We start from the raw sequence: 25474 nt of genomic DNA, 5'->3' as shown, positions 1-25474 counted from the left end.
GCCGTCAACGAGGGCGACCTGGTCGTCGTCCTCGAAGCGATGAAGATGGAACAGCCCCTGAACGCCCACAAGGCCGGCACCATCGTCGGGCTCTCGGCGGCGATCGGAGCCACCGTCACCAGCGGGGCAGCCATCTGCGAGATCAAGGACTGAGCCCCCCGCGAGGGTGGTTGCGCCCTTGCGTAGGGAGTGACGGCGCGTCGTGGCTTGTCGCGCACGCATTTCAGACAGCAGAGCCCCGCGCCCCTGAAGGCGAAACAGGCGGCGCCGCGGTCTCAGCCGAGTCGGCGTACCGCTGAGGCGGGGCATTCGCTGATGGCCTGGAGGGCGGCCTGGACCTGCTCGGGTGGGACGGTGCCGTCGCCCGAGGCGGTGGCGAAGCCGAAGTCGTCCAGGACGAACAGGGCGGAGGCGACCTCGGCGCAGAGCCCGTAGCCCTGGCACTTGGTTCCGTCGACGTCGATCTTCATGGGTGGTTCCTCTTTCCGGTGTTACCAGGTGATGCGGAAACGGGTGTCGTCGTCCCGGGCGCCGGCGGCGCAGTCGGGGCAGGCCGCGCCCACATGGGCGTCGACCAGGGGTCGGTGTGTGGTGAGCAGGGAGGCGGTCGCGGCGCAGGCGGCGTCGAGCAGGCCGCAGGCGCCGCGGCGGCGCAGGTTGGTGGAGAGCCGCTCCAGCCGGTCGACCTCGGCCGTTCCGGCTCTGCCGGAGGCGAGCGCGGCCAGGTCCGCGGCCATGGCGTCGGTGCCCTTGATGCAGGGGCCGCACTGGGCGGCGTTCTCCCGGTCGAAGTAGGCGGCGATGTCCGCGGCGGCGGACACCGGGCAGTCGCCCGGGCCGAGCAGGGCCACCGCGCCGCAGCCCAGCAGGCCGCCGCCGCGCAGGACGCCGTCGTGGGTGAGCGGCAGGCCCAGCGCCTCGGGGCCGAGGATGCCGCCGGCGAAGCCGCCCATCAGCACCCCGGTGACGTCGACTCGGCCGAGGTGCTCGGTGACGACGTCGCGCAGCATCGTGCCGTAGGCGGTCTCGGTGAGCACCGCGGGTCCCCGCGGCGGGGACAGGGTGAGCAGGAACGTTCCGGTGCATTCGGGGGTGCCGTGCGCGAGGTGTGCGTCCACCCCGTGGCTGACCAGCAGGGCCAGGTGGGCGAGGGTCTCCACGTTCTGCACCAGGGTCGGGACCCCGCCCACGCCCTGCTCGTAGGGGTGCGGCGGTTTGGCCGTCGGCTTGGCGGGCCCGCCGTTGATGGCGCGCACCACGGCTGACGACTCGCCGGCCACGTATCCGGCGGGGACGGTGACGACGTGCACCGGGACCGTGGGCGACCGCTCCGCAAGTGCGGTGCGCACACTGCGGGCTGACGCCACGTCGGAGACGTAGACGTAGGCCCGGTCGGCCCGGACCGCGCGGGCGGCGTGCAGCAGACCGTCCAGGACCAGGTGCGGTCGGTGCCGCAGCAGGTAGCGGTCCTTGACGCTGGCCGGTTCGCCCTCCTCGCCGTTGGCCACCACACAGCGCACCGGGTTCGGCGAGTCGGCGACGGCGGCGATCTTCACGGCGGTGGGGAAGCCGGCTCCGCCGCGTCCGCGCAGGTCGGCGGCCTCGACCAGGGCCCGGATCTCGGCGGAGTCGGGGGAGCGGGCGTAGCCGCGCCGGGGGAGGTAGTCCGCGAGGCCCTCCCACTCCTGGCGCTGGTCCAGGAGCAGTCGGGGCGCCGCTCCGGGGAGCGGGCGGATCCGTACGGCGGACTGGGTGATCATGTGGCGCCTCCTTGGGCACGGTCTTCCGCATGGACTTCGGCGAGGAAGGCGCGCATGCGGCGTCTTTCGAGGGCGGCGTCGTCGTAGGCGGGACCCGGGAAGCCGGCGAGCAGCCGGTGGTGGTTCAGCACGACCTCGGCGACCACGACGGCCGCGGCGCGCACCACCGGGTCGGCGGGGGGGATCGCCGGTACCTGGAGGGCTGCGTCGTCCAGGTAACGCAGCCAGCTCCGCTCGGTGCCGTGCAGTACGGAGCGCTCGGCCAGCAGACGCTGCTCCCGCACCGCTTCCCCGGCCGGCGTCCCGCGGGCCCGCAGCACAGCGAGTGCATAGGGGAGGTCGCGTTCCGGCTCGGCGGTCAAACCGAGCCAGCGAAGTCGTTGACGTCTCATGTCGCTGATTCTAGAGTCAGGCTGACTTGAAAGTCAGCCCCCAATTTTCGAGGAGCCCCGGATGAGCGAAACCCGACTGCTGCCGGCCCGGCTGTACCACGACCAGGCCGCGTTCGACGCCGAGCAGGAAGCCGTCTTCGAGCGGACCTGGCAGGTCGTCGGCCATGTCAGCGATCTGCCGAACCCGGGCAGCTACATCGCCCAGAAGGTCGGCCGCTACGAGGTCATGGTGGTCCGTGGCCAGGAAGGCGAACTGAACGGCATCCGCAACGCCTGTCGGCACCGCGGCGCGGTGCTCGGCACCGGACGCGGCGCGTTCGAGACCAAGGGCATCCGCTGCCTATACCACGGCTGGACCTACCGCTACGACGGCTCGTTCCTGGCCGCGCCGGAGGCCCGCAGCTTCGACTGCCTGGACCGCGCCGGGCTGGGACTGCCGAAGATCCAGGTGGACACCCTGATGGGTCTGGTCTTCGTCAACCTGGACCTGGCGGCGACCCCGCTCGGCGAGCAGCTGGCCGGGCTGGAGGACCTGGCGGGGCGTTACCTGAAGGGCCCGCTGGAGCAGTTCGGCCCCGGCCTCGGCGTCCACGCCTGGGACCCCAAGTGGGACCAGGGCTCCAACTGGAAGGTGCTGATCGACAACTACTTGGAGGGCTACCACGTCCCCACCGCCCACCCCGGGCTGACCAGGCTCTACCAGTACCAGAAGTACACCGCGACGCCCCACCCCGGCTTCACCTTCTTCGAGGCCCCGCTGCGCGACGAGCCCTCCGGCAACCGGGTGGAGCGGGCCTACCAGAAGCTGGTGCGCCCGATGCCGGGTCTGTCCGAGGAGGACGCCCGGGTCTGGCGCTACGCCCTGATCTACCCCAACACGATGCTCGACCTGTACCCCGACCAGGTCAATGTGTGGCGGATCGTGCCCGAGTCCCCGAACCTCAGCCACATCTGCATGTCGCAGTACCGGGCGGCCGGCTCCGGAGTGCGCACCAAGGTCGTGCAGCGACTGAACATCGCCATCAACAACCTGGTCACCGAGGAGGACGAGGGCGTGGTGGTCCGGGTGCAGCGCGGCAGCGCCAACCCCGGCTTCGAGTTCGGGCCGCTCTCCAGCCGCGAGGTGGCCGTCGGCTGGTTCGCCGACCGGCTGCGGGAGTCGCTGGCAGACACCGGTCTGCTCGGGCATGATGTCTCCCGGACATGAAGAGCGACAGCGAAACCACCACCGGCGCCCGGGCGAGGATCATCGAAGCCGCCTGCTCCCACATCGCCCGCAACGGGCTGGAGGGCGCGAAAATCCGCGACATCGCGCGCGACGCCGAGGTCTCGACCGCCCTGGTCCACTACCACTTCGCCACCAAGGCCGACCTGCTCGACGCCGCCCTGGTGCACGCCTACGACCGGGCCGGGGTGCTGCGTCTCAGCGGCACCCCCGGTTCCCGGGCCGGGCTCACCGAGCGGCTGGCCGACCTGATCACCTACTCGCTGCCCGCCGACACCGGGCTGCGCGAGGAGTGGCTGCTGTGGATGGAGCTGTGGCTGCACGCGGTGCGTGACCCCAGCCTGCGCAGCACCGTGGAGAGCCTCTACGGCAAGCTGCGCGAGGAGTTCACCGCCGTGGTCGCGGACGGGGTGAGGACCGGCGAGTTCGCCTGCCCGGACCCGGACGCGACCGTCACCCGGATCCTCGCGCTGCTGGACGGCTTCGGTCTGCAGGCCATGCTGCTGGGCACGACCGAGGCGCTGACGGCCAGTCAGCTCGCCGTGGGGGAGCTGATCGGCCGCGAGCTGGGTCTGACCGCGCCGCTGCCGTTCCGCCCGCCCGCCGGGCAGCAGCAGTAGCACCTCCGTAACACCTCCGTTCCGTCGCTGACCCCGCCCGGCGGGGTGCTTCGCCCTGCGCTGCCCCGGGCCCGGCCCGCCGCTCGTTCATCCACGCGCACAAGAAGCACCGTCCGCTTGTCGAACCAGGCCAGTTCCGGCCCTGCCCCCGCCGAGCCCAGACTCGTACCGGCCGGGGGTGCACCGGTGCCGCTGTCCCGGCACCCCCGTCCTGCACCACCCCACGGACCCAGTCCGTCCGTACCAAGGAGACCCACAGGTGGACCGAACCCTTCCGACCCGCGCCCAGGTGGTGATCGTCGGTGGCGGCGTCATCGGCTGCAGCACCGCCTACCACCTCGCCAAGCGGGGCTGGACCGACGTGGTCGTCCTCGAACGCAAGCAACTGACCTCGGGAACGACCTGGCACGCCGCCGGCCTGGTCACCCAGGCTCGCCCGACCTTCGGCACCCGCGAGATCGTCCAGCGCAGCCTGGAGGTGTTCCGCACCCTGGAGGCCGACACCGGCCTGTCCACCGGCTACGAGCGCACCGGGACCCTCCACCTCGCCACCAGGGCCGACCGCTGGGAGGAGCTGCGCCGCCAGGCCTCCGTCTCGCGCGGCCACGGCATCCGCACCCAGCTGCTCGGCCCCGACTCCACCGCGGAGCTTTTCCCGCTGCTCAACCCGGACGGTGTGGTCGGCTCGCTCTACTACCCGGACGAGGGCCGCGGCAACGCCACCGACACCACCATGAGCCTGGCCCGCGGCGCCCGGCAGCGCGGCGTGCAGATCTTCGAGAACACCAAGGTCACCGGTGTCATCCGGCGCGACGGACGCGCGGTCGGGGTCAGCACCGAGAGCGGTGACATCGAGGCCGAGTACGTGGTCAACTGCACCGGCATGTGGGGACGCGAGTTCGGCGCCCTCGCCGAGGTCGAGGTCCCGCTCCAGGCGCTCGCGCACTACTACGTGGTGACCGAGGAGATCCCCGGCATCCCGCACCGGATGCCCACCCTCAAGAGCTCCGACGACTACTCCTACGTCAAGGACGAGTCAGGGGCGCTGATGGTCGGCTTCTTCGAGCCGGGCAGCAAGGCCTGGTCCTCCCGCGGCATCCCCGAGGACGCCGAGTTCACCCGCATACCCGAGGACTGGGACCACCTCGGCCCCTTCTACGAGCAGATGATCGAGCGGGTGCCGGTGCTCGCCGACGCCGGGATCCGGCTCTGCTTCAACGGCCCCGAGAGCTTCACCCCGGACGGGTTCTACCACTTCGGCGACGTCCCCGGCCTGCGCAACTACTACCTCGCGGCGGGCTTCAACTCGGTCGGTTTCCTCAGCGGCCCCGGCGCCGGATCCGTCCTCGCGGACTGGATCATCGACGGCCGCTCCCCGATCGACCTTCCCGAGACCGACCCGCGCCGGATCCAGCGGCACGAGACCAACCGCCGTTTCCTGGAGCAGCGCGTCGTCGAGACCCTCGACCTCGCCTACACCGTCCACTGGCCCTTCGAGCAGCGGCAGAGTGCACGCGCCCTGCGCCGCAGCCCGCTGCACGAGCGGACGGCCGCCGCAGGCGCCGTCTTCGGCGAGCTGATCGGCTGGGAACGCGCCAACTGGTATGCGCCGGAGGGCGTGGAGAAGACGTACGCCTACTCCTTCGGCCGGCAGAACTGGTTCGAGCACTCCGCCGCCGAGCACCGCGCGGTGCGCGAGGGCGTCGGCATGTTCGACCTGTCCTCCTTCGGAAAGCTGCTGGTCCAGGGCCGCGACGCCGAGCGCCTGCTGCAGCGGGTCAGCGCCAACAATGTCGCCGTCGCCAACGGCCGTACCGTCTACACCCAGTGGCTCAACGAGTCCGGCGGCATCGAGGCCGATGTCACGGTGACCCGCCTGGACGACGACCGCTTCCTGGTCCTGTCGGGGCCGGCGACGGTACGGCGGGACGAGGACTGGCTGCGCCGGCACATCGGACCGGACGACTTCGCGACCGTCGCCGACGTCACCGGAACCATGGCGCTGCTGTCGGTGATGGGCCCCGACTCCCGCCGCCTGCTGCAGCCGCTGACCGACGCCGACCTCTCCAACGAGGCATTCCCGTTCGGGACTTCGCGTGAGATCGACCTCGGCCTCGGCTTCGTCCGAGCCACCCGGATCACCTACGTCGGCGAGCTCGGCTGGGAGTTGCTCATCCCCGCTGAACTGGCCGTGCACATCTACGACACCCTGACCGAGGCCGGACGCGAGCTCGGGCTGCGCCACGCCGGCTACCACGCCCTGAACTCACTGCGGATCGAGAAGGCCTACCGCAGTTGGGGCCACGACATCTCCGGCGGTGACACCCCGCTGGAGGCCGGGCTCGGCTTCGCCGTCGCCTGGGACAAGCCCGGCGGCTTCGTCGGCCGCGAGGCCCTGCTTCAGCAGCGCGAACAGGGCGTCACCCGCCGCCTGGTGCAGTTCGTGCTCCAGGATCCCGACGCCTTCGCCTACCACGACGAACCGATCCACCGCGACGGTGAGCTGGTCGGCCGGGTCGTCTCCGCGATGTACGGGCACACCCTCGGCGGCTGCGTCGCCCTGGGCTGGGTCACCCTCCCCGCCGGCACCGAACGCGCCGCGTACGAACGCGGCGCCTACGAGATCGAGATCGCCACCGAGCGCGTCCCGGCACGCGCCTCGCTGCGCCCCCTGTACGACCCCAAGTCCGAGAGGCCGAAGAGTTGAGCACTCCCACCGCAGGCACCGAGTACGTCCTGACCCTCTCCTGCCCCGACCGCCGGGGCATCGTCCACCAGGTCAGCGGATTCCTGGCCTGGAACGACCTCACCATCCTGGACAGCCAGCAGTTCGGCGACCAGCAGACCGGTGCCTTCTTCCTGCGCGTGCACGCCCGCAACCAGTCCACCCCCAAGAACACCGAGGAACTGCGGAAGCTCTTCGCGCCGCTGGCCGCCGAGTTCGCGATGAACTGGGAGCTGCACGACGCCGCCGAGAAACGGAAGGTGGTGGTGATGGTCTCCAGGTTCGGGCACTGCCTCAACGATCTGCTCTACCGCACCCGCAGCGGCCACCTGCCGATCGAGATCAGCGCCGTGGTCTCCAACCACCGCGACTTCGAGGAGCTCACCGCCTGGCACGGGCTGCCGTTCCACCACGTCCCGGTGACCGCCGACACCAAGGACCAGGCCGAGGACCGGCTGCGCGAACTCATCGAGGAGTACCAGGCCGACACCGTGGTGCTGGCCCGCTATATGCAGGTGCTCTCCGACAAGCTGTGCCGCGACCTGTCCGGACGGGTCATCAACATCCACCACAGCCTGCTGCCCAGCTTCAAGGGCGCCCGCCCCTACGCCCAGGCGCACGCCCGCGGCGTCAAGGTCGTCGGCGCCACCGCGCACTACGTCACCGCCGACCTGGACGAGGGCCCGATCATCGAGCAGGCCTACGCCCGGGTCGACCACGGGCTGACCCCCGATCAACTGACCGCCCTCGGCCGCGACCTGGAGGCCGGTGCGCTGGCCCGTGCGGTCCAGTGGCACGCCGAACACCGTGTGCTGCTCAACGGGCACCGCACCGTCGTCTTCACCTGAAACTCGTAGGAGCAGCTGATGAATATCGTGGTCCTGGTCAAGCACGTGCCAGACAGCGCGGGTGACCGCCGCTTCACCGACGACGGCCTCCTGGACCGGGAGCTGTGCGACAGCAGGCTGTCCGAGCTCGACGAGTACGCCGTCGAGCAGGCCCTGCTGCTGGCCGCACAGCACCCCGGCGCCCAGGTCACCCATCTGACGATGGGTCCGGAGAACGCAGCCGACGCCCTGCGCAAGGCCCTGGCCATGGGCGGCGACCGTGGGATCCACGTCAGCGACGAGTGCCTGGCGGGTGCCGACTACCTGACCACCTCGCTGGTCCTGGCCAAGGCGGTGCAGGCCCTCGGCTATGACCTGGTGGTGTGCGGAATGGCCTCCACCGACGGGGCAGGGTCCGTGATTCCAGCGATGCTGGCCGAGCGCCTCGGGGTTGCCCACATGACACTCGCCGCCCAACTCGCCGCAGATGACGCTCTGCTGACGATCCGTCGGGACAGTGACCGGGGGAGTGAGGAACTCTCGACGGCCCTGCCCACAGTCGTCTCGGTCACCGACCGCTCCGGGGAGCCGCGCTACCCCACCTTCAAGGGCATCCTCGCGGCGAAGAAGAAGCCCGTCCTCAGCTGGGACCTCTCCGACCTGGGCCTGGACGACGCGCATCCCGGTCTGGTTCCCGCCACCCGGGTACTCGCCACCGTCCCACGCCCGGCACGGCAGCGCGGAACCGTCGTCACCGACGAGGGCCAGGGCGCAGCGCAGCTGGCCGACTTCCTCGCCGCCCACAAGTAGAAGGAGCCGAACCATGACAGACGTCCTGGTACTGGCGGACCACGCCGACGGTGCGGTCCGTTCGTCCACCCTGGAACTGCTGGCCCTCGCCGGCGGTCTCGGCGAGCCCACGGCCGTGGTCTTCCTCGACGGCGGCGACGACATCGCCGCCGTACTGGAGGAGTTGGCCCGGCACGGTGCCACCGCGATCCGCACCGTCACCACCGCGGGCCGCCGCTCCCACGCGGCCATCGGCAAGGCCGAGGCACTGGCCCGGATCGCCCTTGAGGCCCCGCCGGTCGCCGTCCTGATCGGATCCGGCGACGACGGCACGGACATCGCGGCCCGGCTCGCGGTGAAGCTCGAATCCGGGCTGATCACCGACGCCGTCGGGGCGCGGATCGACGCCGACGGCCAGTTGCTGCTGACCCAGCAGGCCCTGGCCGCCGCCTACACCGTGACCAGCCAGGTGACCCGCGGCATACCCGTCGTCACGGTCAAGCCCGGCGCCGTGGCCGCCGAGCCCTTCCCCGCTGAACTTCGCATCGATCCGCTGGAGCCGGACTACTCCGCGCTCGCCACCGCCACCACCGTGCTGGGACGGACCCCGCGCGAGTCCACCGGCCGTCCCGACCTCGGGGAAGCCTCCGTCGTCGTCTCCGGCGGCCGTGGCCTCGGTGCGGCGGAGAACTTCGCACTGGTCGAGGCTCTGGCCGACCGGCTCGGCGGCGCGGTCGGCGCCTCCCGGGCGGCCGTGGACGCGGGCTGGTACCCGCACGCCCACCAGGTCGGCCAGACCGGCCGCGCGGTCTCGCCCGAGATCTACCTCGCTGTCGGCATCTCCGGCGCCATCCAGCACCGCGCCGGCATGCAGACCTCCAGGACCATCGTCGCGGTCAACAAGGACCCCGAAGCCCCGATCTTCGACCTGGTCGACTACGGCGTCGTCGGAGACCTCTTCACGGTCCTGCCCGTACTCACCACCCTGATCTGACCCGCCGAACGCAGTAGGAGACACCAGCATGGAACTCCTGGACGGAAAGGCGGCCGCGGCCGCCGTACGCGCCGACCTGAAGCAGCGCGTCGCCGCGCTGCGCGAACGCGGGATCGTGCCCGGCCTGGGCACGATCCTGGTCGGCGACGACCCGGGCAGCCACTCCTATGTCGCGGGCAAGCACCGCGACTGCGCCGAGGTCGGCGTCGCCAGCATCGCCCGCGAACTCCCGGAGGACGCAACCCAGGGGCAGGTACGCCAGGCCGTCGCCGAGCTCAACGCCGACCCCGCCTGCACCGGCTACATCGTCCAACTCCCGCTGCCACGCGGGCTGGACGCCAACGAGGTGCTCGGCCTGATGGACCCGGCCAAGGACGCCGACGGCCTGCACCCCATGAACCTGGGCCGGTTGGTGCTCGGCCAGGACGCGCCGCTGCCCTGCACCCCGCGGGGCATCGTCGAACTGCTGCGACGTCACCAGGTGCCGCTGGACGGCGCCGAGGTCGTGGTCGTGGGTCGCGGCGTCACCGTGGGCCGCCCCCTCGGGCTGCTGCTGACCCGTCGCACCGAGAACGCCACCGTCACCCTGTGCCACACCGGCACCCGAGACCTGGCCCGGCACCTGCGCGGCGCCGACATCGTCGTCGCGGCAGCGGGCGTCGCCGGGCTGGTCACCGCCGACCTGGTCAAGCCCGGCGCCGCGGTGCTCGACGTGGGCATCACCCGTATCGACGGACGGCTCGTCGGCGATGTGGCCCCCGAGGTACGGGAGGTCGCCGGATGGCTGGCGCCGATGCCCGGCGGGGTCGGCCCGATGACCCGCGCGATGCTGCTGGCCAACGTCGTGGAAGCCGCCGAACGCGGCAGCGGAAGGAGTTGACGGGACGTGGCGGGCGCAGCGGCCGGGATCACCGCGCGGGACCTGGCCGGGATCCCCTCCCTGCACACCACCCTGCTCGCCGGTGCGGCCGGCGGCGACCGGCCGGTGCTGTGGGCGCACACCTGCGAACTGGCCGAGCCCTGGGAGTGGATGGGATCCGGCGCGCTGCTGCTCACCACCGGCCTGAACATCCCCTCGGAGCAGGACCGCCAGGTCGAGTTCCTGACCCGGCTGGCGCGGGCCGGGCTCAGCGGCATGGCCGTGGGCGCCGGCATGAACGCCCCGCCGCTGACCGCCGCCGCCCTGCGGACCGCGGACGCGCTGGGCTTCCCGGTCCTGGAGACCGCCTACCAGGTCCCCTTCGTCCTGCTCGCCCAGACCGTCGCCGACGCCAACCAGCGCGACGGCTTCGCCCGCTTGGCCCAGATCATGCGCGTCTACGAGAGCTACCGCGCCACAGCTCTCAGCGGTGACAGCGGGGCCGGGCTGCTGGAACGACTGGGCCGCCAGGTGGGGGCGCGGCTGTACCTGGTGGACGGCCGAACGCTTCGGTCAGCTCCCGGCACGGGGGAGCCGCCCGCCCCGGAGGAACTGCGCGAGATCGTCAGGACGCTGGTCCAGGGCCGCACCGGGCCGCTGCCGGCCCAGACCGGCGCGGCCTGGGGTGACGCCACCGTGCTGGTCCAGCCCGTCGGAACCGGCGGCCGGACCCTGCTGGTCGGTGTGGTCGAGACGGGCAGTCCGGATCTCGTCGTGCTCCAGCATGTGGCGGCGGTCGCCTCGCTGGAGGCGGACCGGCACGAGGCGGCCGAGGAGCGGCTGTTCCAGAGCGGATCCCGACTGCTCTCCCAACTGATCCGCGGCGAGGTGGACTCGGAGCTCGCCGCACTGCGCAGCCTGCGGGAACTGCGCCTGGGCGACGCGCCCTGGCGGATCGTCACCACGGAGCCGGCCGCCGGGGCCGGCCAGGCGGAGCTGCGGCGCGCCCTGGCGGCGCGCGGGTCAGGCTTCCTGCTGGTGGCCGCGGACGACGGGCTGACCGTGCTGATCGACGGCTCGGAGACCGGCCTCAAGGTGCTGGCGGAAGAGTTGGGTTCGGCTGGACGCATCGGAGCCAGCGGCCCCGTCCACACCCTCCAACGGATCCCCGACGCGGTGCGCCAGGCCCATTGGGCCCGCGAGGCATCGCGTTCCGGTGGCGTTCCGGTGGCCGTCTACGGCACCGACATGCCTCTCTTCCTGCCCCGTACGATCGGCGAGGCGGAGGCCGCCGTCGACGGTGTGCTGGGAGCGCTGGTCCGCTACGACAGCGGGCACGGGACCGAACTCGTACGCTCGCTGGAGGTGTTCCTCGACGCCAACCGCTCCTGGCAGGAGGCCGCCGCGCGGCTGTGCATCCATCGGCAGACCCTCGCCTACCGGATGCGCCGCGTCGAGGAGTTGACCGGACGGGACCTGGACCGGCTGGAGCACGTCACCGAGTTCTTCCTCGCTCTGCGGACCCGTCGGCTGCTGGACTGAGAGGCGGCGTCAGCGGGAACTCGCACCAGACGCTCTTGCCGGAACCCAGCGGCTGCACCCCCCACCGTTCGGCCAGGGCGTCCACCAGGAGCAGCCCGCGGCCTGAGGTGGCGGTCTCGCCGGGGACCCGGCGTCGGGGCCACTCGCTGGAGGAGTCCTGGATCTCCAGGCGGACCCGCGGCCGGGCGTCGCCGAGGAGCTCGACGGTCAGGGTCGCGCCGCTGTCGGTGTGCACCAGCGAGTTGGTGATCAGCTCGTCCGCCACCAGCTCGATGTCGCTGATCGGGCCGGTGGCCGCCCAGGCGGACAGGGTCTGCCGGAGCACGGCGCGGGCTTCGACCAGTCCCTCCGGATCGGCCTGGTGGATGTGCTGCACCGCGCGGATCGGGACCCGGCCGCCGGGAGCGGCGGTGCGCCGCAGCAGGAGCAGCGCCATGTCGTCCTCGGTCCCGGAGCGGCCGCATCCTTCGCGACACAGGTGCTCGGCCAGCGCCTCGGCACAGAGCGGTCCCGACTGCAGGGCTTCGGCGAGCGTGTCCATGCCCTCCGCGATGTCCTGGCCGGGCCGCTCGACCAGACCGTCGGTGCAGAGCAGCAGGACGCCGTCGTGGTTCAGGTGCAGCCGGGTCTCCGGGTAGTCGTCCGCCTCGAAGACGGTGGCCATCCCCAGCGGGAGTCCGCCGCGCACCGCGGGCCAGCTGGTGCGGCCGCCGCGATGCCGGAGCAGCGGTTCGAGATGGCCGGCCCGGGCCAGCCGGAGCACGCCGGTCTCCAGGTCGGCCTCGACGTAGATGCAGGTCGCGGAGCGCTCGGTGTCGAGGTCGGCCAGGAACCGCGAGGCCCGGGCCAGCACGGTGGACGGGGCGTGGCCCTCGGCGGCGTAGGCGCGCAGGGCGATCCGCAGCTGGCCCATGATGGCGGCGGCGTGGCTGTCGTGTCCCTCGACGTCGCCGACGACCAGCCCGACCCGGCCGTGCGGCAGCGGGATCACGTCGTACCAGTCCCCGCCCACCTCCCGTCCGCTGCGTCCGGCCCGGTAGCGGACGGCCACCTCGCCGCCGCTGATCCGCGGGATCCGCCGGGGCAGCATGGTGGTCTGCAGCGTGGTGGCGAACTCACGTTCCTGGTCGAACAGTACGGCGCGTTGCAGGGACTGGGCGACGGCGCTGGTCAGGGCGATGCAGATGTTGCGGTCCTCGGTGCTGAACTCATGGCTGTCGGCGTAGTAGAGGCCCAGCGCCCCGAGGGTGCGTGCCTGGGCTATCAGGGGCAGGAAGGCGCCCGCGTTGATGCCCATCTGGTCCGCGTAGGGACGGAGCCTGGGGTAGCGGGCGCAGAGCTCGTCCTGGTCGCCGACGAACTGCGGCCGTCCGGAGCGGACGGCTTCGGCCAGCGGGAGCCGGTCGTCCAAGCGGGTGAAGGAGAAGTCGTCCTGCGCCCTGAGCGCCGGCGAGGGCGGGTGGGTGGCGGCGACCAGCCGTATGGTGGTCCCTTCGACCAGGCCCAGCGCGAGCCCGTCGGCGCCGAACCGCCGGAGCCCTTCGCTGTCGGTGACCACATTGATCACGTCCTGGACGGTGAGGGCACGGGCGAGAGCCTCCGTGGTCGCCCGCACGAAGTCCGTCTGGCGGCGACGGTCGGCGCCCAGTGTGCGCATCGCCTCGGCGTGCGCCAGCTCCTCGTCGGCGTTGCGGACGATGCCCACGATCCGGTAGGGGTGGGCCTGCTCGTCACGCAGGATTCGGCCCTGGGTGTGCGCCCAGCGGCGGGTGCCGTCGCGGCAGATCACCTGGAAGTAGGCCGCGAAGCTCAGGTGGCCGGCCTGGATGGCCAGCGTCACCGCCGCGTCGAGGCGGAGGCCGTCCTCCTGGGCGACGCGCCCCGCAAGTGAGGTCGGACGGCCGTCGTACTCGTCCGCCCGCAGGTCGAACACCTCAAGGCCGACCTCGTCGAGGTGGTAGATCCCGGCATCGAGGTCCCAGTCGAAGCTGCCCATGCCGTTGAGGGCCAGCAGGTCGGCCTTGGCAGCCGGCGACGCCGGTCTGGTCCGTGGGTCGTAGCCGGTCGGGCCACGCACCGATTGGTCCGCCATGCGAGCGCTCCCAGCGATAAAAGGGGATACCCGGCTGGTCAGGGAAATGCGTGATTAGTCTACTTTGCGCGATACGCGAAGAGCGGGAGAAGGGTCCCGGACACCGCCGTGTCCGGGACCCTTCGCCGTTCCGGCGTCAGCCCTCGATCGAGGTCATGACGTGCTTGATGCGGGTGTAGTCCTCGAAGCCGTAGGCGGAGAGGTCCTTGCCGTAGCCGGACTTCTTGAAGCCGCCGTGGGGCATCTCGGCGACCAGGGGGATGTGGGTGTTGATCCACACGCAGCCGAAGTCGAGCTTCTTGGCCAGCCGCATGGCCCGGGCGTGGTCCTTGGTCCACACCGAGGACGCCAGCGCGTACTGGACGCCGTTGGCGTTGGCCAGCGCCTCGGCCTCGGTGGTGAACTTCTGCACGGTGATCACCGGGCCGAAGACCTCGTTCTGGATGATCTCGTCGTCCTGCCGCAGGCCGGAGACCACGGTGGGGGCGTAGAAGTAGCCGCTCTCGCCGACCCGGTGCCCGCCGGCCTCGACCCTGGCGTGCGCGGGCAGGCGCTCGACGAACCCGGCCACCTGGGCCAGCTGGCCGGCGTTGTTCAGCGGCCCGTACAGCACGTCCTCGTCGTCCGGCAGCCCGGTCTTCGTGTCGGCCGCCGCCTTGGCCAGCGCCGACACGAACTCGTCGTGGACGCTCTCGTGCACCAGCACCCGGGTGGCCGCGGTGCAGTCCTGGCCGGCGTTGAAGTAGCCGGCCACGCTGATGCCCTCGACCGCCGCCGCCAGGTCGGCGTCCTCGAAGACCACCACCGGGGCCTTGCCGCCCAGCTCCAGGTGGACCCGCTTGACGTCCTTGGCCGCCGACCCGGCGACCTGGATCCCGGCCCGCACCGAGCCGGTGATCGAGGCCATCGCCGGGGTGGGGTGCTCGACCATCATGCGGCCGGTCTCCCGGTCCCCGCACACCACGTTGAACACCCCGGGGGGAAGGATCTGTCCGATGATCTCGGCGAGCAGGACGGTGGAGGCGGGGGTGGTGTCCGAGGGCTTGAGGACCACCGTGTTGCCGGCCGCGATCGCCGGGGCGAACTTCCACACCGCCATCATCATCGGGTAGTTCCACGGCGCGACCTGCGCGCACACCCCGACCGGCTCGCGGCGCACGAAGGACGTCATGCCTTCCATGTACTCGCCGCCGGACTTGCCCTCCAGCAGCCGGGCGGCGCCGGCGAAGAACCGGATCTGGTCGACCATCGGCGGGATCTCCTCCGAGGCGGTCAGCCCCAGCGGCTTGCCGGTGTTCCGCGACTCGACCGCCACCAGCTCCTGCGCCCGGGCCTCGACCGCGTCCGCGATCCTCAGCAGGGCCAGCTGGCGCACCGAGGGGGTGGTCTCCCGCCAGCCCTCGAACGCCGCAGCCGCCGCGGCCATCGCCGCGTCCACGTCCGCGGCGGCCGACAGCGGCGCGGTCGCGTACACCGCACCCGTCGTCGGATCCACGACCTCAGTGGTACGACCGTCGGCCGCATCGGCGAACCCGCCGTTGATGTAGTTGCGCAGCCTCAGAAGCTCGCTCACAGGGGACCTCTTACATGCGATATTGAATGGTCGTTCAAACGACCCTGAAGGTACGTGCTCGCCCGTTCCCGCCGCAAGCCCCTGTTTCGGCGTGCGTCAGAATGGCGGGGTGAAGCGATCACCCGCCCCAGCATCCCTGACCGAGTACGCGCCGGACTCGCCGCAGCGCCGGATCCTCGACGGCGCCGTCGAGGTGCTGATGGAACGCGGCTACCCCGACACCCGGGTGTCGGACGTCGCCGAGCGCGCCGGCGTCAGCGGCGGCCTGGTGATCTACTACTTCAAGTCCCGCCAGATACTCCTGACCAGGGCGCTTCGCTACGCCGAGGACCTCTTCTACGCGGACCTCCGGGTGCGACTGGACGCCATCGAGCACCCGGGCCGCCGTCTGGCCGAGCTGGTGCGCCTCGGCTACCGGCCCGAGGACGGCGCGGTCGTGCCGCGGTCGTGGATCCTCTGGTTCGACCTGTGGCAGCTGGCAGTCCGCCACCCCGAGCTGCGCCGTGAGCGCGAAGAGCTGGACCGGCGCTGGCGCGACATCATCGCCGGGATCGTCCGGGAGGGGCGTGCCCGCGGCCAGTTCCAGGACGTCGACGCCGAGGACTTCGCAGTCATGCTCGCGGGCCTGATCGACGGGCTGGTCGTGCCGCTGACCCTGGGTGACGAAGGGCTCACCACCGACCGTGCGGTGGAGCTGTGCCTGCGGCTGTGCGCCCACGAACTCGGCGAGTTCTGGCTCGCGGACGGGGACGGCGGGGGCTCCGGTCGGGCATAGGGGGATCCGAGGCCGCCGTACAAGGTCTCAGATCTGATATCTGGAAAACCTTGATTGAACAGTCAGTCAATGTCATCCTCGGTCCACCCCACGACCTGAAGGTGACCCCCGATGCCCGAAGCCACCAGCGGTGCAGCCGCTCCCTCCGTCGACGTCGAGGCACTGGCCGAGACCGATGCCGCAACCATCGAGCGCGCCAAGCTCCGCCGCCATCTCGGCCGCGTCGACGTGCTGCTCTTCCTGCTCTGCACGCTCATCGGCCTGGACACGATCGGTTCGGTCGCCTCCTACGGCGGTCAGGCCATCACCTGGCTCCTGGTGCTGGTCCTGGTCTTCTACGTGCCGTCCGCGCTGCTCATCTCCGAACTCGCCGCGGCCTTCCCGGCCGAGGGCGGTCCCTATGTGTGGACCCGGATGGCCTTCGGACACCTGGCCGGGGCCGTCAACAACATCCTGTACTGGGTGTCCAATCCGGTCTGGCTGGGCGGGACGCTGACCATTACCGCCGTCTCCACCGTCCAGCAGTTCTACCTCGGCGGAAAGTCGCTGGGCGAGATCTGGTTCTACCTCTTCGCCCTGGGGTTCATCTGGGTGGGCATCGTGTCCGCGGTGCTGTCGATGAGCCTGGGCAAGTACGTGACCTCGGCCGGCGCCCTGGTCCGGGTGGTCCTGCTGTCCTTCTTCGTCGTCACCGTCGGCATATACGCGATCAAGCACGGCTTCCACGGCATCCACGCCGGTGACCTGCGGCCGAGCTGGGCCGTCTTCCTGGCGCTCACCCCGGTGCTGCTGTTCAACTTCGTCGGCTTCGACGTGCCCAGTTCGGCCGCGGAGGAGATGCAGGACCCCCAGCGCGACGTCCCGATCGGGATCCTGCGCGGCGGCATCGGCGCCGTCCTCGGCTACATCCTGCCCGTGGTCGGCATCCTCACCGTCCTGCCCACCTCCAGCGTCACCGGCCTCACCGGGTTCACCGACGCCATGCGGGCCGCCTTCACCGTCTACGGCGGCCACATCGCCGCCGACGGCACGGTCACCCTGACCGGGGCCGGCTCCGTGATCGCCGACATCGTCGCCGCCGCGTTCCTGCTCGCCCTGCTGACCAGCGCCGTGCCGTGGCTGATGGGCAGCGACCGGGCCCTCGCCGTCTCCGGCTACGACGGGGCGGCGCCCCGGTCGCTGGGCGTCATCTCGGCGCGCTTCGGCACCCCGGTGCGGGTCAACGTGCTCTCCGGAATCGTCGCGTCGACCGTCTGCGTGCTGGCGCACGAACTGTCCGGCAGTGCCGCCAAGTACTTCGCGGCCGTGCTGGCACTCGCGCTGTCCACCACGCTGCTCTCCTACCTGGGCATCCTGCCGGCCGCGCTGGTGCTGCGGCGCAAGCTCCCCGAGGCGGAGCGGCCGTACCGGGTTCCCGGCGGGAAGCCGGTGGTCGTGCTGTGCGTGGTGGCCACCGTGTCCCTGCTGCTGCTGGGCGCGATCACGCTCATCTACCCGGGCTTCGCCACCGACTGGCTCACCGGCGCCAACGTCGACGACGCACTGCCCCGGGGCTGGGCCGGACAGCGCGGCGCCTACACCCTGTCCCAGGTCATCCCCCTGGTCGGCTTCCTCCTCCTGGGCGTCGCCTTCTACTTCGCCGGCCGCAGGACCCGGGCCGCCGACTGAGCCCGGGCGCAGAGACGGCGGGCCCCGACGGCACCCCTCGCCTGTCGGGGCCGGCTCCTGTGAAAGAACTCACGGCGGCCTTCCCCACGCCGTCAACCGTGAATGAACGAGTGCTCTTGCTGTGAGGCCGGCTGAGGGGAGGCTGTCAATCATGTGACCTGGTAGTGAAGACGCTGGAAATCATGTCGCTCGCGGACCCGCCGCACGTACGTTCGTCCCCCAACACCCCCCAGTAACGGACGGACGACACAGGTGTCTGACGGAGACAGCTCCCAGCCCAAACCCGAGCTGCGAGCGCGCAGGCACAGCCGCCGCACACTCAAGATCGTGATTGCCGCCTTCTCCGCGGTGCTGCTCGCCGCGGGCAGCGCGGCCGCTTACGGGTACTGGCGCCTGGACCACAACATCAAGACCGTGGACATCTCCTCCGCGCTGGACGACGGCAGCTCCGCTTCCGCGTCTGCTTCCGCCTCCGCCAGCGCGACCATGCCCGGCTCCACGGCGGCCACGGGCTCGATGAACATCCTGGTGCTCGGCTCCGACACCCGCTCGGGCAGCAACTCCGCCGTGGTCCACGACCACGCCGCCACCGGCGCCCGCTCGGACACCGCGATGGTGGTCCACATCAACGCGTCGCACACCAAGGCCACGATCGTCAGCATCCCGCGCGACACCCTGGTCCACCGCCCGTCCTGCACCACCGCGTCGGGCGCGACCACGTACGCGGTGTCCGGGGTGATGTTCAACACCGCGTACTCCGTGGGTGGTCCGGTCTGCGCCATCAAGACGGTGCAGCATCTGACCGGCCTGAAGATCAACCACTACATCGAGGTGGACTTCTCCGGCCTGGCCAAGCTGGTCGACGCGCTGGGCGGGGTGACGGTGACGGTCAGTCAGAACATCGACGACAGTTACAGCCACCTCAAGCTCAGCAAGGGCACCCACACCCTCGACGGCACCCAGGCGGTCGCCTTCGCCCGCACCCGGCACGGCATCGGGGACGGCAGCGACCTCGGGCGGATCAAGCTGCAGCAGCAGTTGGTGAAGCAGTTGCTGAAGAAGATCCGCAGCCTGAACGCGTTCACCGACCCCACTGAGCTCTACTCCCTGGCGGAGACGGCCACCCAGAGCCTGACGGTGGACACCAAGCTGGGGTCCCTGTCGAAGCTGGTGAACTTCGCGGTCGGCTTGGACAAGATCAAGACGAGCGACGTCACCACGGTCACCATGCCGGTGGCGGCTGCCCCGAGCGACCCCAACCGCCTCGTCGCCACCAGCGCGGCAGCCAGGCTCTGGGCCTCCCTCGACTCCTGAGGCCGAGGCGGGCCCGGCCGATCGCGGTTTCAATGATGACCGCCACTCGGCAAGCTACTCGGGCGGGTGGTCGCCGTAGGCGGTTACGGACAGGAAGCGGATCGGGACTTCGATCAGTTCCTGGGGGCCGTGGGTGCCCTCGCCGTCCAGTTGGAGGGCGTCCCCGGGGCGGAGGGTGTAGCTGGCCTCGCCGTGGCCGTAGAGCATTTCGCCTTCGAGCATGTAGAGGAGTTCGGTGCCCGGGTGCTGGAAGAGCGGGAAGACCTCGCTGGACTCGGTGAGGGTGACCAGGACGGCCTCCATCCGCTTGTGCGGACCGCGCAGGGCGCCGAGGAGTTCGTAGAGGTGGCCGACCCGGCTGCCGCGGCGGGCGATGCGGGCGCCGTGTCCGGCGGGGACGAAGACCGCTTCGCGCTCGGCGTCGACGCCGCGGAACAGCGCGGTCACCGGCACGTTCAGGCCGATGGCCAGGCGTCCGAGGGTGGTGAGGCTGCAGGAGGTCTGCGCGTTCTCGATCTTGGAGAGCATGGCCTTGGAGATGCCGACCCGGGTCGCCATGTCGCCGACCGACAGGCCGGCCGCGACGCGGTAGCGGCGGACCTGACGGGCGATGACGGCCTCCAGTTCCAGCGGACCGGCTGCTCCGTCGCCGGGTTCCACCTCCCGGTCCGGCAGGACTACGGCGGGATCGCGGGACTCGGAGTCGGTGGTCATGTCGGACATTGTGCCGCATTGGACGACGTCATCTGTGAGGAGACAGGGCGCCGTGCGCGGCCAGTGAGAACCGGGGGTCGGGGCCGGGGCGGCCGGTGGCGAGGTCGGCGGCGTACTCGCCGATCAGCGGGGCGAACTTGGCGCCGTGGCCGGAGCAGGAGGAGCAGACCACGACCGGGCCGACCCGGTCCAGGACGAAATCCTCGTTGGCGGTGGAGGTGTAGAGGCAGGTCGTCTCGTTGAAGGGCTCCGGCAGCAGTCCGGGCAGCCAGTCCCGGACGTAGGCGGTGATCCGGTCGCGGGCCGCCGGGTCGACCCGGCCGTCCCGGCCGGCTGCCGTGGTGCGGGGGCCGGCGTCGTGCTCGGCGATCTTGCGGCCGTCGTCGGGGCCGCCGTCGCGGCCCCCCGGCAGGCTGTAGGTGGAGAGCGCGTCCTTGTGCACGATGACGGGCCAGGGCGCGGTAGCGGGGTCCCGGCGCGGAAAGTGGAAGACCTGCTGCTGGGTGACGGTCAGTTCGGGCAGCGGCACCAGGCCGTCGAGGAGGTCGCGCGTCCAGGCCCCGGCGGCGACCACGACCGTGCGGGCGGTGAGCGTGCCGGTGGCGGTCTCCAGCCGGACCAGGTCGTCCGCCTCCACGCCGATCCGGCGCACCGGGGTCCCGTCGCGGATGTCCGCTCCGCCTCGGCGGGCCAGCGCGGCGAAGGCGTCCATCGCCGCGGCCGGGTCCACCGTGCCGGCCTCCGGGTGGTGCAGTACCGGGCCGTCGAACCGCAGGCCGGGCCAGCGGTGTCCGGCCTCGGCGGCGGGGAGCAGCTCGTGCGGGACGCCGCAGGCGTCGAGGACGGCGGCGATCCGGTCCGGCCGGCGCCGGCTGCCGTGGTCGAGGCCGCCGGTGATCCGCAGCAGGGTCCGGCCGGACTCCTGCTCCAGTTCCCGCCACAGCGCCATGGCCTGGCCGGTCATCGTCACGTACAGCGGGTCGGCGTAGGCGCGGCGCACGATGCGGGCGCTGCCGTGCGAGCTGCCCCGGTCGTGGCCGAGCCGGAACTGCTCCAGCAGTGCCACCGTACGGCCCCGACGGGCGGCGGCCCAGGCGGTGGCGGTGCCCATCAGGCCGGCGCCGACCACCGCGATCTCCACGTCGGCGCTCACAGCCCGGATCCCGGTATCCAGTCCGTGCCCGCCAGCGGTACTCGGGCCATGGCCGCGGCCTCGATGGTGAGCGCCACCAGGTCCTCCGGTTCCAGGTGGGTGAGGTGGGACTTGCCGCAGGCGCGGGCGATGGTCTGGGCCTCCATGGTCATCACCCGGATGAAGTTGGCGAGGCGACGGCCACCGGCGACCGGGTCCAGCCCAGCGGCCAGCGCCTCGTCCTGGGTGGTGATGCCGGCCGGGTCGCGGCCGTCCTGGTAGTCGTCGAAGTACCCGGCGGCGGAGCCGAGTTCGCGATAGGCGGCGTCGTAGCGGGGGTGGTTGTCGCCCAGAGCGATCAGGGCCGCGGTTCCGATGGCCACCGCGTCGGCGCCCAGCGCCATGCACTTGGCCAGGTCCGCTCCGCCGCGGATGCCGCCGGAGACGATCAGCTGCACCCTGCGGTGCACGCCCAGCTCCTGGAGTGCCCGGACGGCCTGCGGAACGGCGGCCAGCGTCGGCACGCCCACGTGCTCGATGAACACCTCCTGGGTCGCGGCCGTGCCGCCCTGCATGCCGTCGACCACGACGACGTCGGCGCCTGCCTGGACGGCCAGTTTGACGTCGTAGTAGGTGCGGCTCGCGCCGATCTTGACGTAGACCGGCTTCTCCCAGTCGGTGATCTCCCGCAGCTCCCGGATCTTGATCTCCAGGTCGTCGGGCCCGGTCCAGTCCGGGTGGCGGCAGGCGCTGCGCTGGTCGATGCCGACCGGGAGGGTGCGCATCTCGGCGACCCGCTCGGTGATCTTCTGGCCGAGCAGCATGCCGCCGCCACCGGGCTTGGCGCCCTGGCCGAGCACCACCTCGATGGCGTCGGCCTTGCGCAGGTCGTCGGGGTTCATGCCGTAGCGGGAGGGAAGGTACTGGTAGACGAGCTGCTTGGACTGGTCGCGCTCCTCGGGGGTCATCCCGCCGTCGCCGGTGGTGGTGGAGGTGCCGGCCTCGCTCGCGCCGCGCCCCAGCGCCTCCTTCGCCTGCGCCGACAGGGCGCCGAAGCTCATGCCCGCGATGGTGACCGGGGTGTCCAGGTGCAGCGGATGCGTCGCGTTGCGGTCGCCGAGGACCACGTCGGTGCCGCAGCGTTCCCGGTAACCCTCCAGCGGGTAGCGGGACATGGAGGCGCCGAGGAAGAGCAGGTCGTCGAAGTGCGGCAGCCTGCGCTTGGCGCCCCAGCCGCGGATGTCGTAGACACCGGTCTCGGCGGCGCGCTGGATGGCGTGAATGGTGGCACGGTCGAACGTCGCCGACTCGCGCAGGCCCTGCTGGGCGAGGTCCTGGTACATGGAGGGCTCCGGGGTTCGCGGGTTGCGGTGGGCGGTGGCCGCCGCGGTCAGTAGGCGCTGCTGTTGCCGGTGTTGAAGTGGTAGAGGCCGCGCGCGGATCCGTAGCGGCGGAAGGCGGCCGGATCGTCCTCGTCGCGCCCCGCGGACTTCAACAGCTGGGCCAGTTCGGCGAGATGCTCGTCCCGCATCGGCTTCTCGACGCAGTCAGCTCCCAGCGACCGCACCCTGCCCCTGAGATAGATGCGGGCCTCGTAGATCGAGTCGCCGAGCGCGTCGCCCGCGTCGCCGCAGATCACCAGGCGGCCGGCCTGGGCCATGAACGCGCTCATATGGCCGACGCTGCCGCCGACGACGATGTCTGCGCCCTTCAGGGAGATCCCGCAGCGCGCGGAGGCGTCGCCGTCGACCACCAGCAGACCGCCGTGGGCGGTGGCGCCGGCGGCCTGGGAGGCGCTGCCGCACACCCGTACCGTGCCGGACATCATGTTCTCGGCGACTCCGGTGCCGGCGTTGCCGTTGACGGTGACCGTGGCGTGCTGGTTCATGCCCGCGCAGTAGTAGCCGACGTGCCCGTCGACCACGACGTCGACGGCGGTGTCGAGGCCGACGGCGAGGTTGTGGGCGCCGTCCGGGTGGGCGATTCTCCAGGCGGTGCCCGGAGCCGCCCGGTGCAGCGCGTGGTTGAGTTCACGGACGGACACGGACCGCAGGTCCACCCCGGTCGCGGTCAGTGCTGCCACAGGTAGACCCTCTCAGGCTCGGGTTCGAAGATGCGGGCCGACTCGATGCCGGGCAGCGCGGCCAGGCACCGGTACTCGGAGGCCATGGCCACCCAGGCGTCGGTCTCGGCGACGACGGCGGGCTTGCAGGCGATGGCGTCGCGGACGACCGCGAAGCTGTCGCCGGTGGTGACCAGCAGGGTGTAGAAGCCGTCGAACCGCTCGCACAGCAGGCGCAGCGACTTCTCCAGGTCCGCGCCCTGCGCCAGTTCGTGGGCGATGAAACGGGCGCCGACCTCCGAGTCGTTGTCGCTGTCGAACAGCGCGCCCTCGGCCACCAGTTCGCGCCGGATGGTGGCGTGGTTGGCGAAGGAGCCGTTGTGGACCAGGCACACGTTCCCGCCGACCGAGAAGGGGTGGGCGGCCTCGGGGGTGACGGCGGACTCGGTGGCCATCCGGGTGTGCACGACCCCCTGCCGTCCGGCGGCCCGGCGCAGCGCGAACTCCTCGATCAGCGTGTCCGGGTGACCGACGCCCTTGAGCACGGCCAGGCTCGAACCGCGGCCGGTGACCACGGCCTCCGGGAAGGTCCGGCGGACGGTTCGCTCCAGCTCTTCGGTGCTCAGCGTGGCCGAGCGCACGACCAGGGCCTGGCCGGCGGCGACCGCGTCGGAGTCACCGCCCAGCCGGGCGGTGGCCTCGGCGGCCGGCACCCGGAGGCCGGTCAGGCTGACCGCGGCGTGGCCGGGAGGGGTGAGCCGGGCGTCGCCGTAGAGGGCCACTCCGGCGGAGTCGGGGCCGCGTTCGGCGGCCTGATGGAGCATCACGGCGAGCAGTTCGCCGAGCCGGGGTTCGAGGGAGGGGTCGCGGACCTGGATGCCTGCGATTCCGCACATGAGCACTGCCTCTCGACGAAGGCGGACAGGACGGGTCAGACGGAGGTGAGATAGCGGTCGATCTCCCAGGCCGAGACGGTGTTGTGCCAGCTGTAGAACTCCTCGCGCTTCAGCTGCGCGTAGTAGTCGCTCACGCCCGCGGCGGGGTCCGCGGCATCCAGCACTCCGCGCACCACCTCGTCGCCCTCCAGCGCGTGCACGGCGTCGAGCAGGGTGCGGGGGAGCAGCGGGGCGTCGGCCGAAGCTCCAGGGCTGCCGGGGTCCAGTCCACGGCGTACGCCGTCCAGGCCCGCGCCGAGTACGGCTGCGGAGGCGAGGTAGGAGTTGGCCGATCCGTCGCCGCCGCGCAGCTCGACCCGGTGCGCGTCCGGTACCCGGACCAGGTGCGTCCGGTCGTTTCCGCCCCAGGTGGCCTGGCGCGGTGCCCAGGTGGCGCCGGACGCGGTGGTGGTGGCGCCGGTGCGCTTGTAGGAGTTGACGGTCGGTGCGATCAGGGCGTGCAGGGCGGGTGCGTGGGTGAGGAGTCCGGCGGTGAACGCGTAGGCCTCCGGGCTCAGGCCCATGCCGTGCGGGTCGTCGGTCCCCTCGGCCGCCGGGAAGCGCGGGCGGTCGCCGTCCCACAGCGAGAGGTGCAGGTGCATCCCGCTGCCGGTGCGGTCGGTGAAGGGCTTGGGCATGAACGTGGCCGTCATACCGCGCTGTTCGGCCAGGACCTGGAGGATGTACCGCAGGGTCACCACCCGGTCGGCGGTGGTCAGGGCGTCGGCGTGGTGGAAGTTCTGCTCGAACTGGCCGTTGCCGTCCTCGTGGTCGCTCGCGTACGGGCCCCAGCCCAGTTGGACCATCGCGTCGGACACCGCCGTGAGGTGGTCGTACATCCGGGTGACCCCGCGCGCGTCGTAGCAGGGCTGGTCGGCGTCGTCGAGTCGGTCCGCGGTGCTGAGCGTGCCGTTCTCGGCGCGGCGGACCAGGAAGTACTCGACTTCGGCGCCGGTGACCAGGGACAGCCCCTCGGTGGCGGCGCGTTCGGCGAGGGACCGCAGGATGACCCGGGGCGCGAAGGGGTGCGGGCTGCCGTTCACATGCGGGTCGCAGTGGACCATGCCCAGGCCGGGGCGGAGGAAGGTCAGCGGGGCGTAGGAGCGGAGATCCGGGACCGCGATGATGTCGGGGTCCCGGGGCTGCTGGCCCATGGCGCCGGCGGCGTACCCGGCGAAGCCGACCCCGTCGCCCTGGAGGGCGTCCGCGGCCTCGACCGGGACCAGTTTGGCGCACGGCTTGCCGGTCAGCGTGGTGAAGGTGGCCAGCAGGAAGCGCACACCGTCGGCCCTGGCGAGGGAGGCCAGGGACTGGGTGCCGGCCGGCGCCGGGACGCCGGGGGCGGGGACCGCGGCGGGCGGAGCGGACATCAGCTGCTGGGCGGACACGGCGTCTCCTCATCCATCAGACTGTCTACTGTCATGACATTAAGTCTCATGTAGTTAAACACGTCGGTCGTGTCCGCCTTGTTGCCGC

General features: G+C 71.5%; 23 protein-coding genes. 12 read left to right on the top strand and 11 right to left on the bottom strand.

The window, feature by feature from the left end:
- A partial coding sequence (locus ABH941_RS17510; RefSeq protein WP_370130216.1) for a biotin/lipoyl-containing protein occupies positions 1–153 on the top strand: 153 nt, incomplete at its 5' end.
- Between the two features lie 122 nt (positions 154–275).
- Here ABH941_RS17510 and ABH941_RS17505 read toward each other — a convergent pair.
- Genes ABH941_RS17505 through ABH941_RS17495 form a run of 3 tightly spaced genes read right to left on the bottom strand, consistent with a single transcriptional unit; the run spans position 276 to position 2152 of the window.
- On the bottom strand, positions 276–470 hold the full coding sequence (locus ABH941_RS17505; RefSeq protein WP_370130208.1) for a ferredoxin: 195 nt from the start codon (positions 468–470) through the stop codon (positions 276–278).
- A gap of 21 nt (positions 471–491) precedes the next feature.
- Complete coding sequence (locus tag ABH941_RS17500; RefSeq protein WP_370130207.1) at positions 492–1760, bottom strand: NADH-ubiquinone oxidoreductase-F iron-sulfur binding region domain-containing protein; 1269 nt, start codon at positions 1758–1760, stop codon at positions 492–494.
- Positions 1757–2152, bottom strand: coding sequence for a hypothetical protein (locus ABH941_RS17495; protein WP_370130205.1), 396 nt, complete (start codon positions 2150–2152; stop codon positions 1757–1759). The genes ABH941_RS17500 and ABH941_RS17495 overlap by 4 nt, the downstream gene beginning before the upstream one ends.
- A gap of 61 nt (positions 2153–2213) precedes the next feature.
- On the opposite strand from ABH941_RS17495, the gene ABH941_RS17490 reads away from it, so the two are divergent.
- The 8 genes from ABH941_RS17490 (at position 2214) to ABH941_RS17455 (ending at position 11733) form a co-directional block, all read left to right on the top strand.
- A complete protein-coding gene (locus tag ABH941_RS17490) occupies positions 2214–3359 on the top strand; it encodes an SRPBCC family protein (RefSeq protein ID WP_370130204.1) in 1146 nt (381 codons plus the stop codon).
- Positions 3356–3997 (top strand): TetR/AcrR family transcriptional regulator, encoded by a 642-nt coding sequence (locus ABH941_RS17485; protein WP_370130203.1) that lies wholly within the window; start codon positions 3356–3358, stop codon positions 3995–3997. Before ABH941_RS17490 ends, ABH941_RS17485 begins: the two co-directional genes overlap by 4 nt.
- A gap of 259 nt (positions 3998–4256) precedes the next feature.
- Positions 4257–6704: an FAD-dependent oxidoreductase gene (locus ABH941_RS17480; protein WP_370130202.1), complete on the top strand. Its 2448-nt coding sequence runs from the start codon at positions 4257–4259 to the stop codon at positions 6702–6704.
- Complete coding sequence (gene purU / locus ABH941_RS17475; protein WP_370130200.1) at positions 6701–7570, top strand: formyltetrahydrofolate deformylase; 870 nt, start codon at positions 6701–6703, stop codon at positions 7568–7570. The genes ABH941_RS17480 and purU overlap by 4 nt, the downstream gene beginning before the upstream one ends.
- Positions 7571–7588: 18 nt before the next feature.
- Positions 7589–8359 (top strand): electron transfer flavoprotein subunit beta, encoded by a 771-nt coding sequence (locus tag ABH941_RS17470; RefSeq protein ID WP_370130199.1) that lies wholly within the window; start codon positions 7589–7591, stop codon positions 8357–8359.
- 13 nt (positions 8360–8372) lie between these two features.
- Positions 8373–9332, top strand: a complete 960-nt coding sequence (locus ABH941_RS17465; RefSeq protein ID WP_370130198.1) for an electron transfer flavoprotein subunit alpha/FixB family protein — start codon at positions 8373–8375, stop codon at positions 9330–9332.
- Positions 9333–9360: 28 nt separating this feature from the next.
- Positions 9361–10212: a bifunctional methylenetetrahydrofolate dehydrogenase/methenyltetrahydrofolate cyclohydrolase gene (locus tag ABH941_RS17460; RefSeq protein ID WP_370130197.1), complete on the top strand. Its 852-nt coding sequence runs from the start codon at positions 9361–9363 to the stop codon at positions 10210–10212.
- 6 nt (positions 10213–10218) lie between these two features.
- Positions 10219–11733: a PucR family transcriptional regulator gene (locus ABH941_RS17455; protein ID WP_370130195.1), complete on the top strand. Its 1515-nt coding sequence runs from the start codon at positions 10219–10221 to the stop codon at positions 11731–11733.
- On the opposite strand, the gene ABH941_RS17450 is transcribed toward ABH941_RS17455, so the two are convergent.
- Both ABH941_RS17450 and ABH941_RS17445 read right to left on the bottom strand, forming a co-directional pair.
- On the bottom strand, positions 11687–13825 hold the full coding sequence (locus ABH941_RS17450; RefSeq protein WP_370130194.1) for a SpoIIE family protein phosphatase: 2139 nt from the start codon (positions 13823–13825) through the stop codon (positions 11687–11689). The two genes, ABH941_RS17455 and ABH941_RS17450, sit on opposite strands and share 47 nt — an antisense overlap.
- 136 nt (positions 13826–13961) lie before the next feature.
- The gene (locus ABH941_RS17445; protein ID WP_370130193.1) at positions 13962–15398 is read right to left on the bottom strand and encodes a gamma-aminobutyraldehyde dehydrogenase; all 1437 of its coding nucleotides are present in this window, start codon (positions 15396–15398) and stop codon (positions 13962–13964) included.
- 109 nt (positions 15399–15507) lie between these two features.
- Here ABH941_RS17445 and ABH941_RS17440 point away from each other — a divergent pair, with 109 nt between their 5' ends.
- The 3 genes from ABH941_RS17440 (at position 15508) to ABH941_RS17430 (ending at position 19155) form a co-directional block, all read left to right on the top strand.
- Entirely contained in the window at positions 15508–16173 is a 666-nt protein-coding gene (locus tag ABH941_RS17440) for a TetR/AcrR family transcriptional regulator (protein ID WP_370130191.1), read from the top strand.
- 111 nt (positions 16174–16284) lie between these two features.
- Positions 16285–17841, top strand: coding sequence for an APC family permease (locus tag ABH941_RS17435; protein WP_370130190.1), 1557 nt, complete (start codon positions 16285–16287; stop codon positions 17839–17841).
- Between the two features lie 252 nt (positions 17842–18093).
- On the top strand, positions 18094–19155 hold the full coding sequence (locus ABH941_RS17430; RefSeq protein WP_370130189.1) for an LCP family protein: 1062 nt from the start codon (positions 18094–18096) through the stop codon (positions 19153–19155).
- Positions 19156–19209: 54 nt separating this feature from the next.
- Here ABH941_RS17430 and ABH941_RS17425 read toward each other — a convergent pair whose 3' ends face one another.
- Genes ABH941_RS17425 through glnT form a run of 6 tightly spaced genes read right to left on the bottom strand, consistent with a single transcriptional unit; the run spans position 19210 to position 25386 of the window.
- On the bottom strand, positions 19210–19869 hold the full coding sequence (locus tag ABH941_RS17425; RefSeq protein ID WP_370130187.1) for a helix-turn-helix domain-containing protein: 660 nt from the start codon (positions 19867–19869) through the stop codon (positions 19210–19212).
- A gap of 28 nt (positions 19870–19897) precedes the next feature.
- A complete protein-coding gene (locus ABH941_RS17420) occupies positions 19898–21022 on the bottom strand; it encodes an FAD-dependent oxidoreductase (RefSeq protein WP_370130186.1) in 1125 nt (374 codons plus the stop codon).
- The gene (locus tag ABH941_RS17415) at positions 21019–22344 is read right to left on the bottom strand and encodes an FMN-binding glutamate synthase family protein (RefSeq protein WP_370130185.1); all 1326 of its coding nucleotides are present in this window, start codon (positions 22342–22344) and stop codon (positions 21019–21021) included. The genes ABH941_RS17420 and ABH941_RS17415 overlap by 4 nt, the downstream gene beginning before the upstream one ends.
- Positions 22345–22391: 47 nt before the next feature.
- Positions 22392–23084 (bottom strand): glutamate synthase, encoded by a 693-nt coding sequence (locus ABH941_RS17410; RefSeq protein WP_370130184.1) that lies wholly within the window; start codon positions 23082–23084, stop codon positions 22392–22394.
- Positions 23072–23959, bottom strand: a complete 888-nt coding sequence (locus ABH941_RS17405) for a glutamine amidotransferase (RefSeq protein WP_370130183.1) — start codon at positions 23957–23959, stop codon at positions 23072–23074. Before ABH941_RS17405 ends, ABH941_RS17410 begins: the two co-directional genes overlap by 13 nt.
- Positions 23960–23994: 35 nt before the next feature.
- Entirely contained in the window at positions 23995–25386 is a 1392-nt protein-coding gene (gene glnT / locus ABH941_RS17400; protein WP_370130181.1) for a type III glutamate--ammonia ligase, read from the bottom strand.
- Between the last annotated feature and the right edge of the window lie 88 nt (positions 25387–25474).

The sequence above is a fragment of the Streptacidiphilus sp. EB103A genome (assembly GCF_041261405.1).
In the GTDB taxonomy this organism is placed as follows: Bacteria; Actinomycetota; Actinomycetes; order Streptomycetales; family Streptomycetaceae; genus Streptacidiphilus.
This window is presented reverse-complemented; position numbering and strand designations above follow the sequence as displayed.

Excerpts from the sequence above, each read along its gene's own strand:
- ABH941_RS17415 (WP_370130185.1), bottom strand. The coding sequence starts at position 22,344 with ATGTACCAGGACCTCGCCCAGCAGGGCCTGCGCGAGTCGGCGACGTTC.
- ABH941_RS17495 (WP_370130205.1), bottom strand. The coding sequence starts at position 2,152 with ATGAGACGTCAACGACTTCGCTGGCTCGGTTTGACCGCCGAGCCGGAA.
- ABH941_RS17435 (WP_370130190.1), top strand. The coding sequence starts at position 16,285 with ATGCCCGAAGCCACCAGCGGTGCAGCCGCTCCCTCCGTCGACGTCGAG.
- ABH941_RS17460 (WP_370130197.1), top strand. The coding sequence starts at position 9,361 with ATGGAACTCCTGGACGGAAAGGCGGCCGCGGCCGCCGTACGCGCCGAC.
- ABH941_RS17470 (WP_370130199.1), top strand. The coding sequence starts at position 7,589 with ATGAATATCGTGGTCCTGGTCAAGCACGTGCCAGACAGCGCGGGTGAC.
- ABH941_RS17450 (WP_370130194.1), bottom strand. The coding sequence starts at position 13,825 with ATGGCGGACCAATCGGTGCGTGGCCCGACCGGCTACGACCCACGGACC.
- ABH941_RS17405 (WP_370130183.1), bottom strand. The coding sequence starts at position 23,959 with ATGTGCGGAATCGCAGGCATCCAGGTCCGCGACCCCTCCCTCGAACCC.
- ABH941_RS17485 (WP_370130203.1), top strand. The coding sequence starts at position 3,356 with ATGAAGAGCGACAGCGAAACCACCACCGGCGCCCGGGCGAGGATCATC.
- ABH941_RS17490 (WP_370130204.1), top strand. The coding sequence starts at position 2,214 with ATGAGCGAAACCCGACTGCTGCCGGCCCGGCTGTACCACGACCAGGCC.
- ABH941_RS17500 (WP_370130207.1), bottom strand. The coding sequence starts at position 1,760 with ATGATCACCCAGTCCGCCGTACGGATCCGCCCGCTCCCCGGAGCGGCG.
- ABH941_RS17505 (WP_370130208.1), bottom strand. The coding sequence starts at position 470 with ATGAAGATCGACGTCGACGGAACCAAGTGCCAGGGCTACGGGCTCTGC.
- ABH941_RS17465 (WP_370130198.1), top strand. The coding sequence starts at position 8,373 with ATGACAGACGTCCTGGTACTGGCGGACCACGCCGACGGTGCGGTCCGT.
- ABH941_RS17425 (WP_370130187.1), bottom strand. The coding sequence starts at position 19,869 with ATGACCACCGACTCCGAGTCCCGCGATCCCGCCGTAGTCCTGCCGGAC.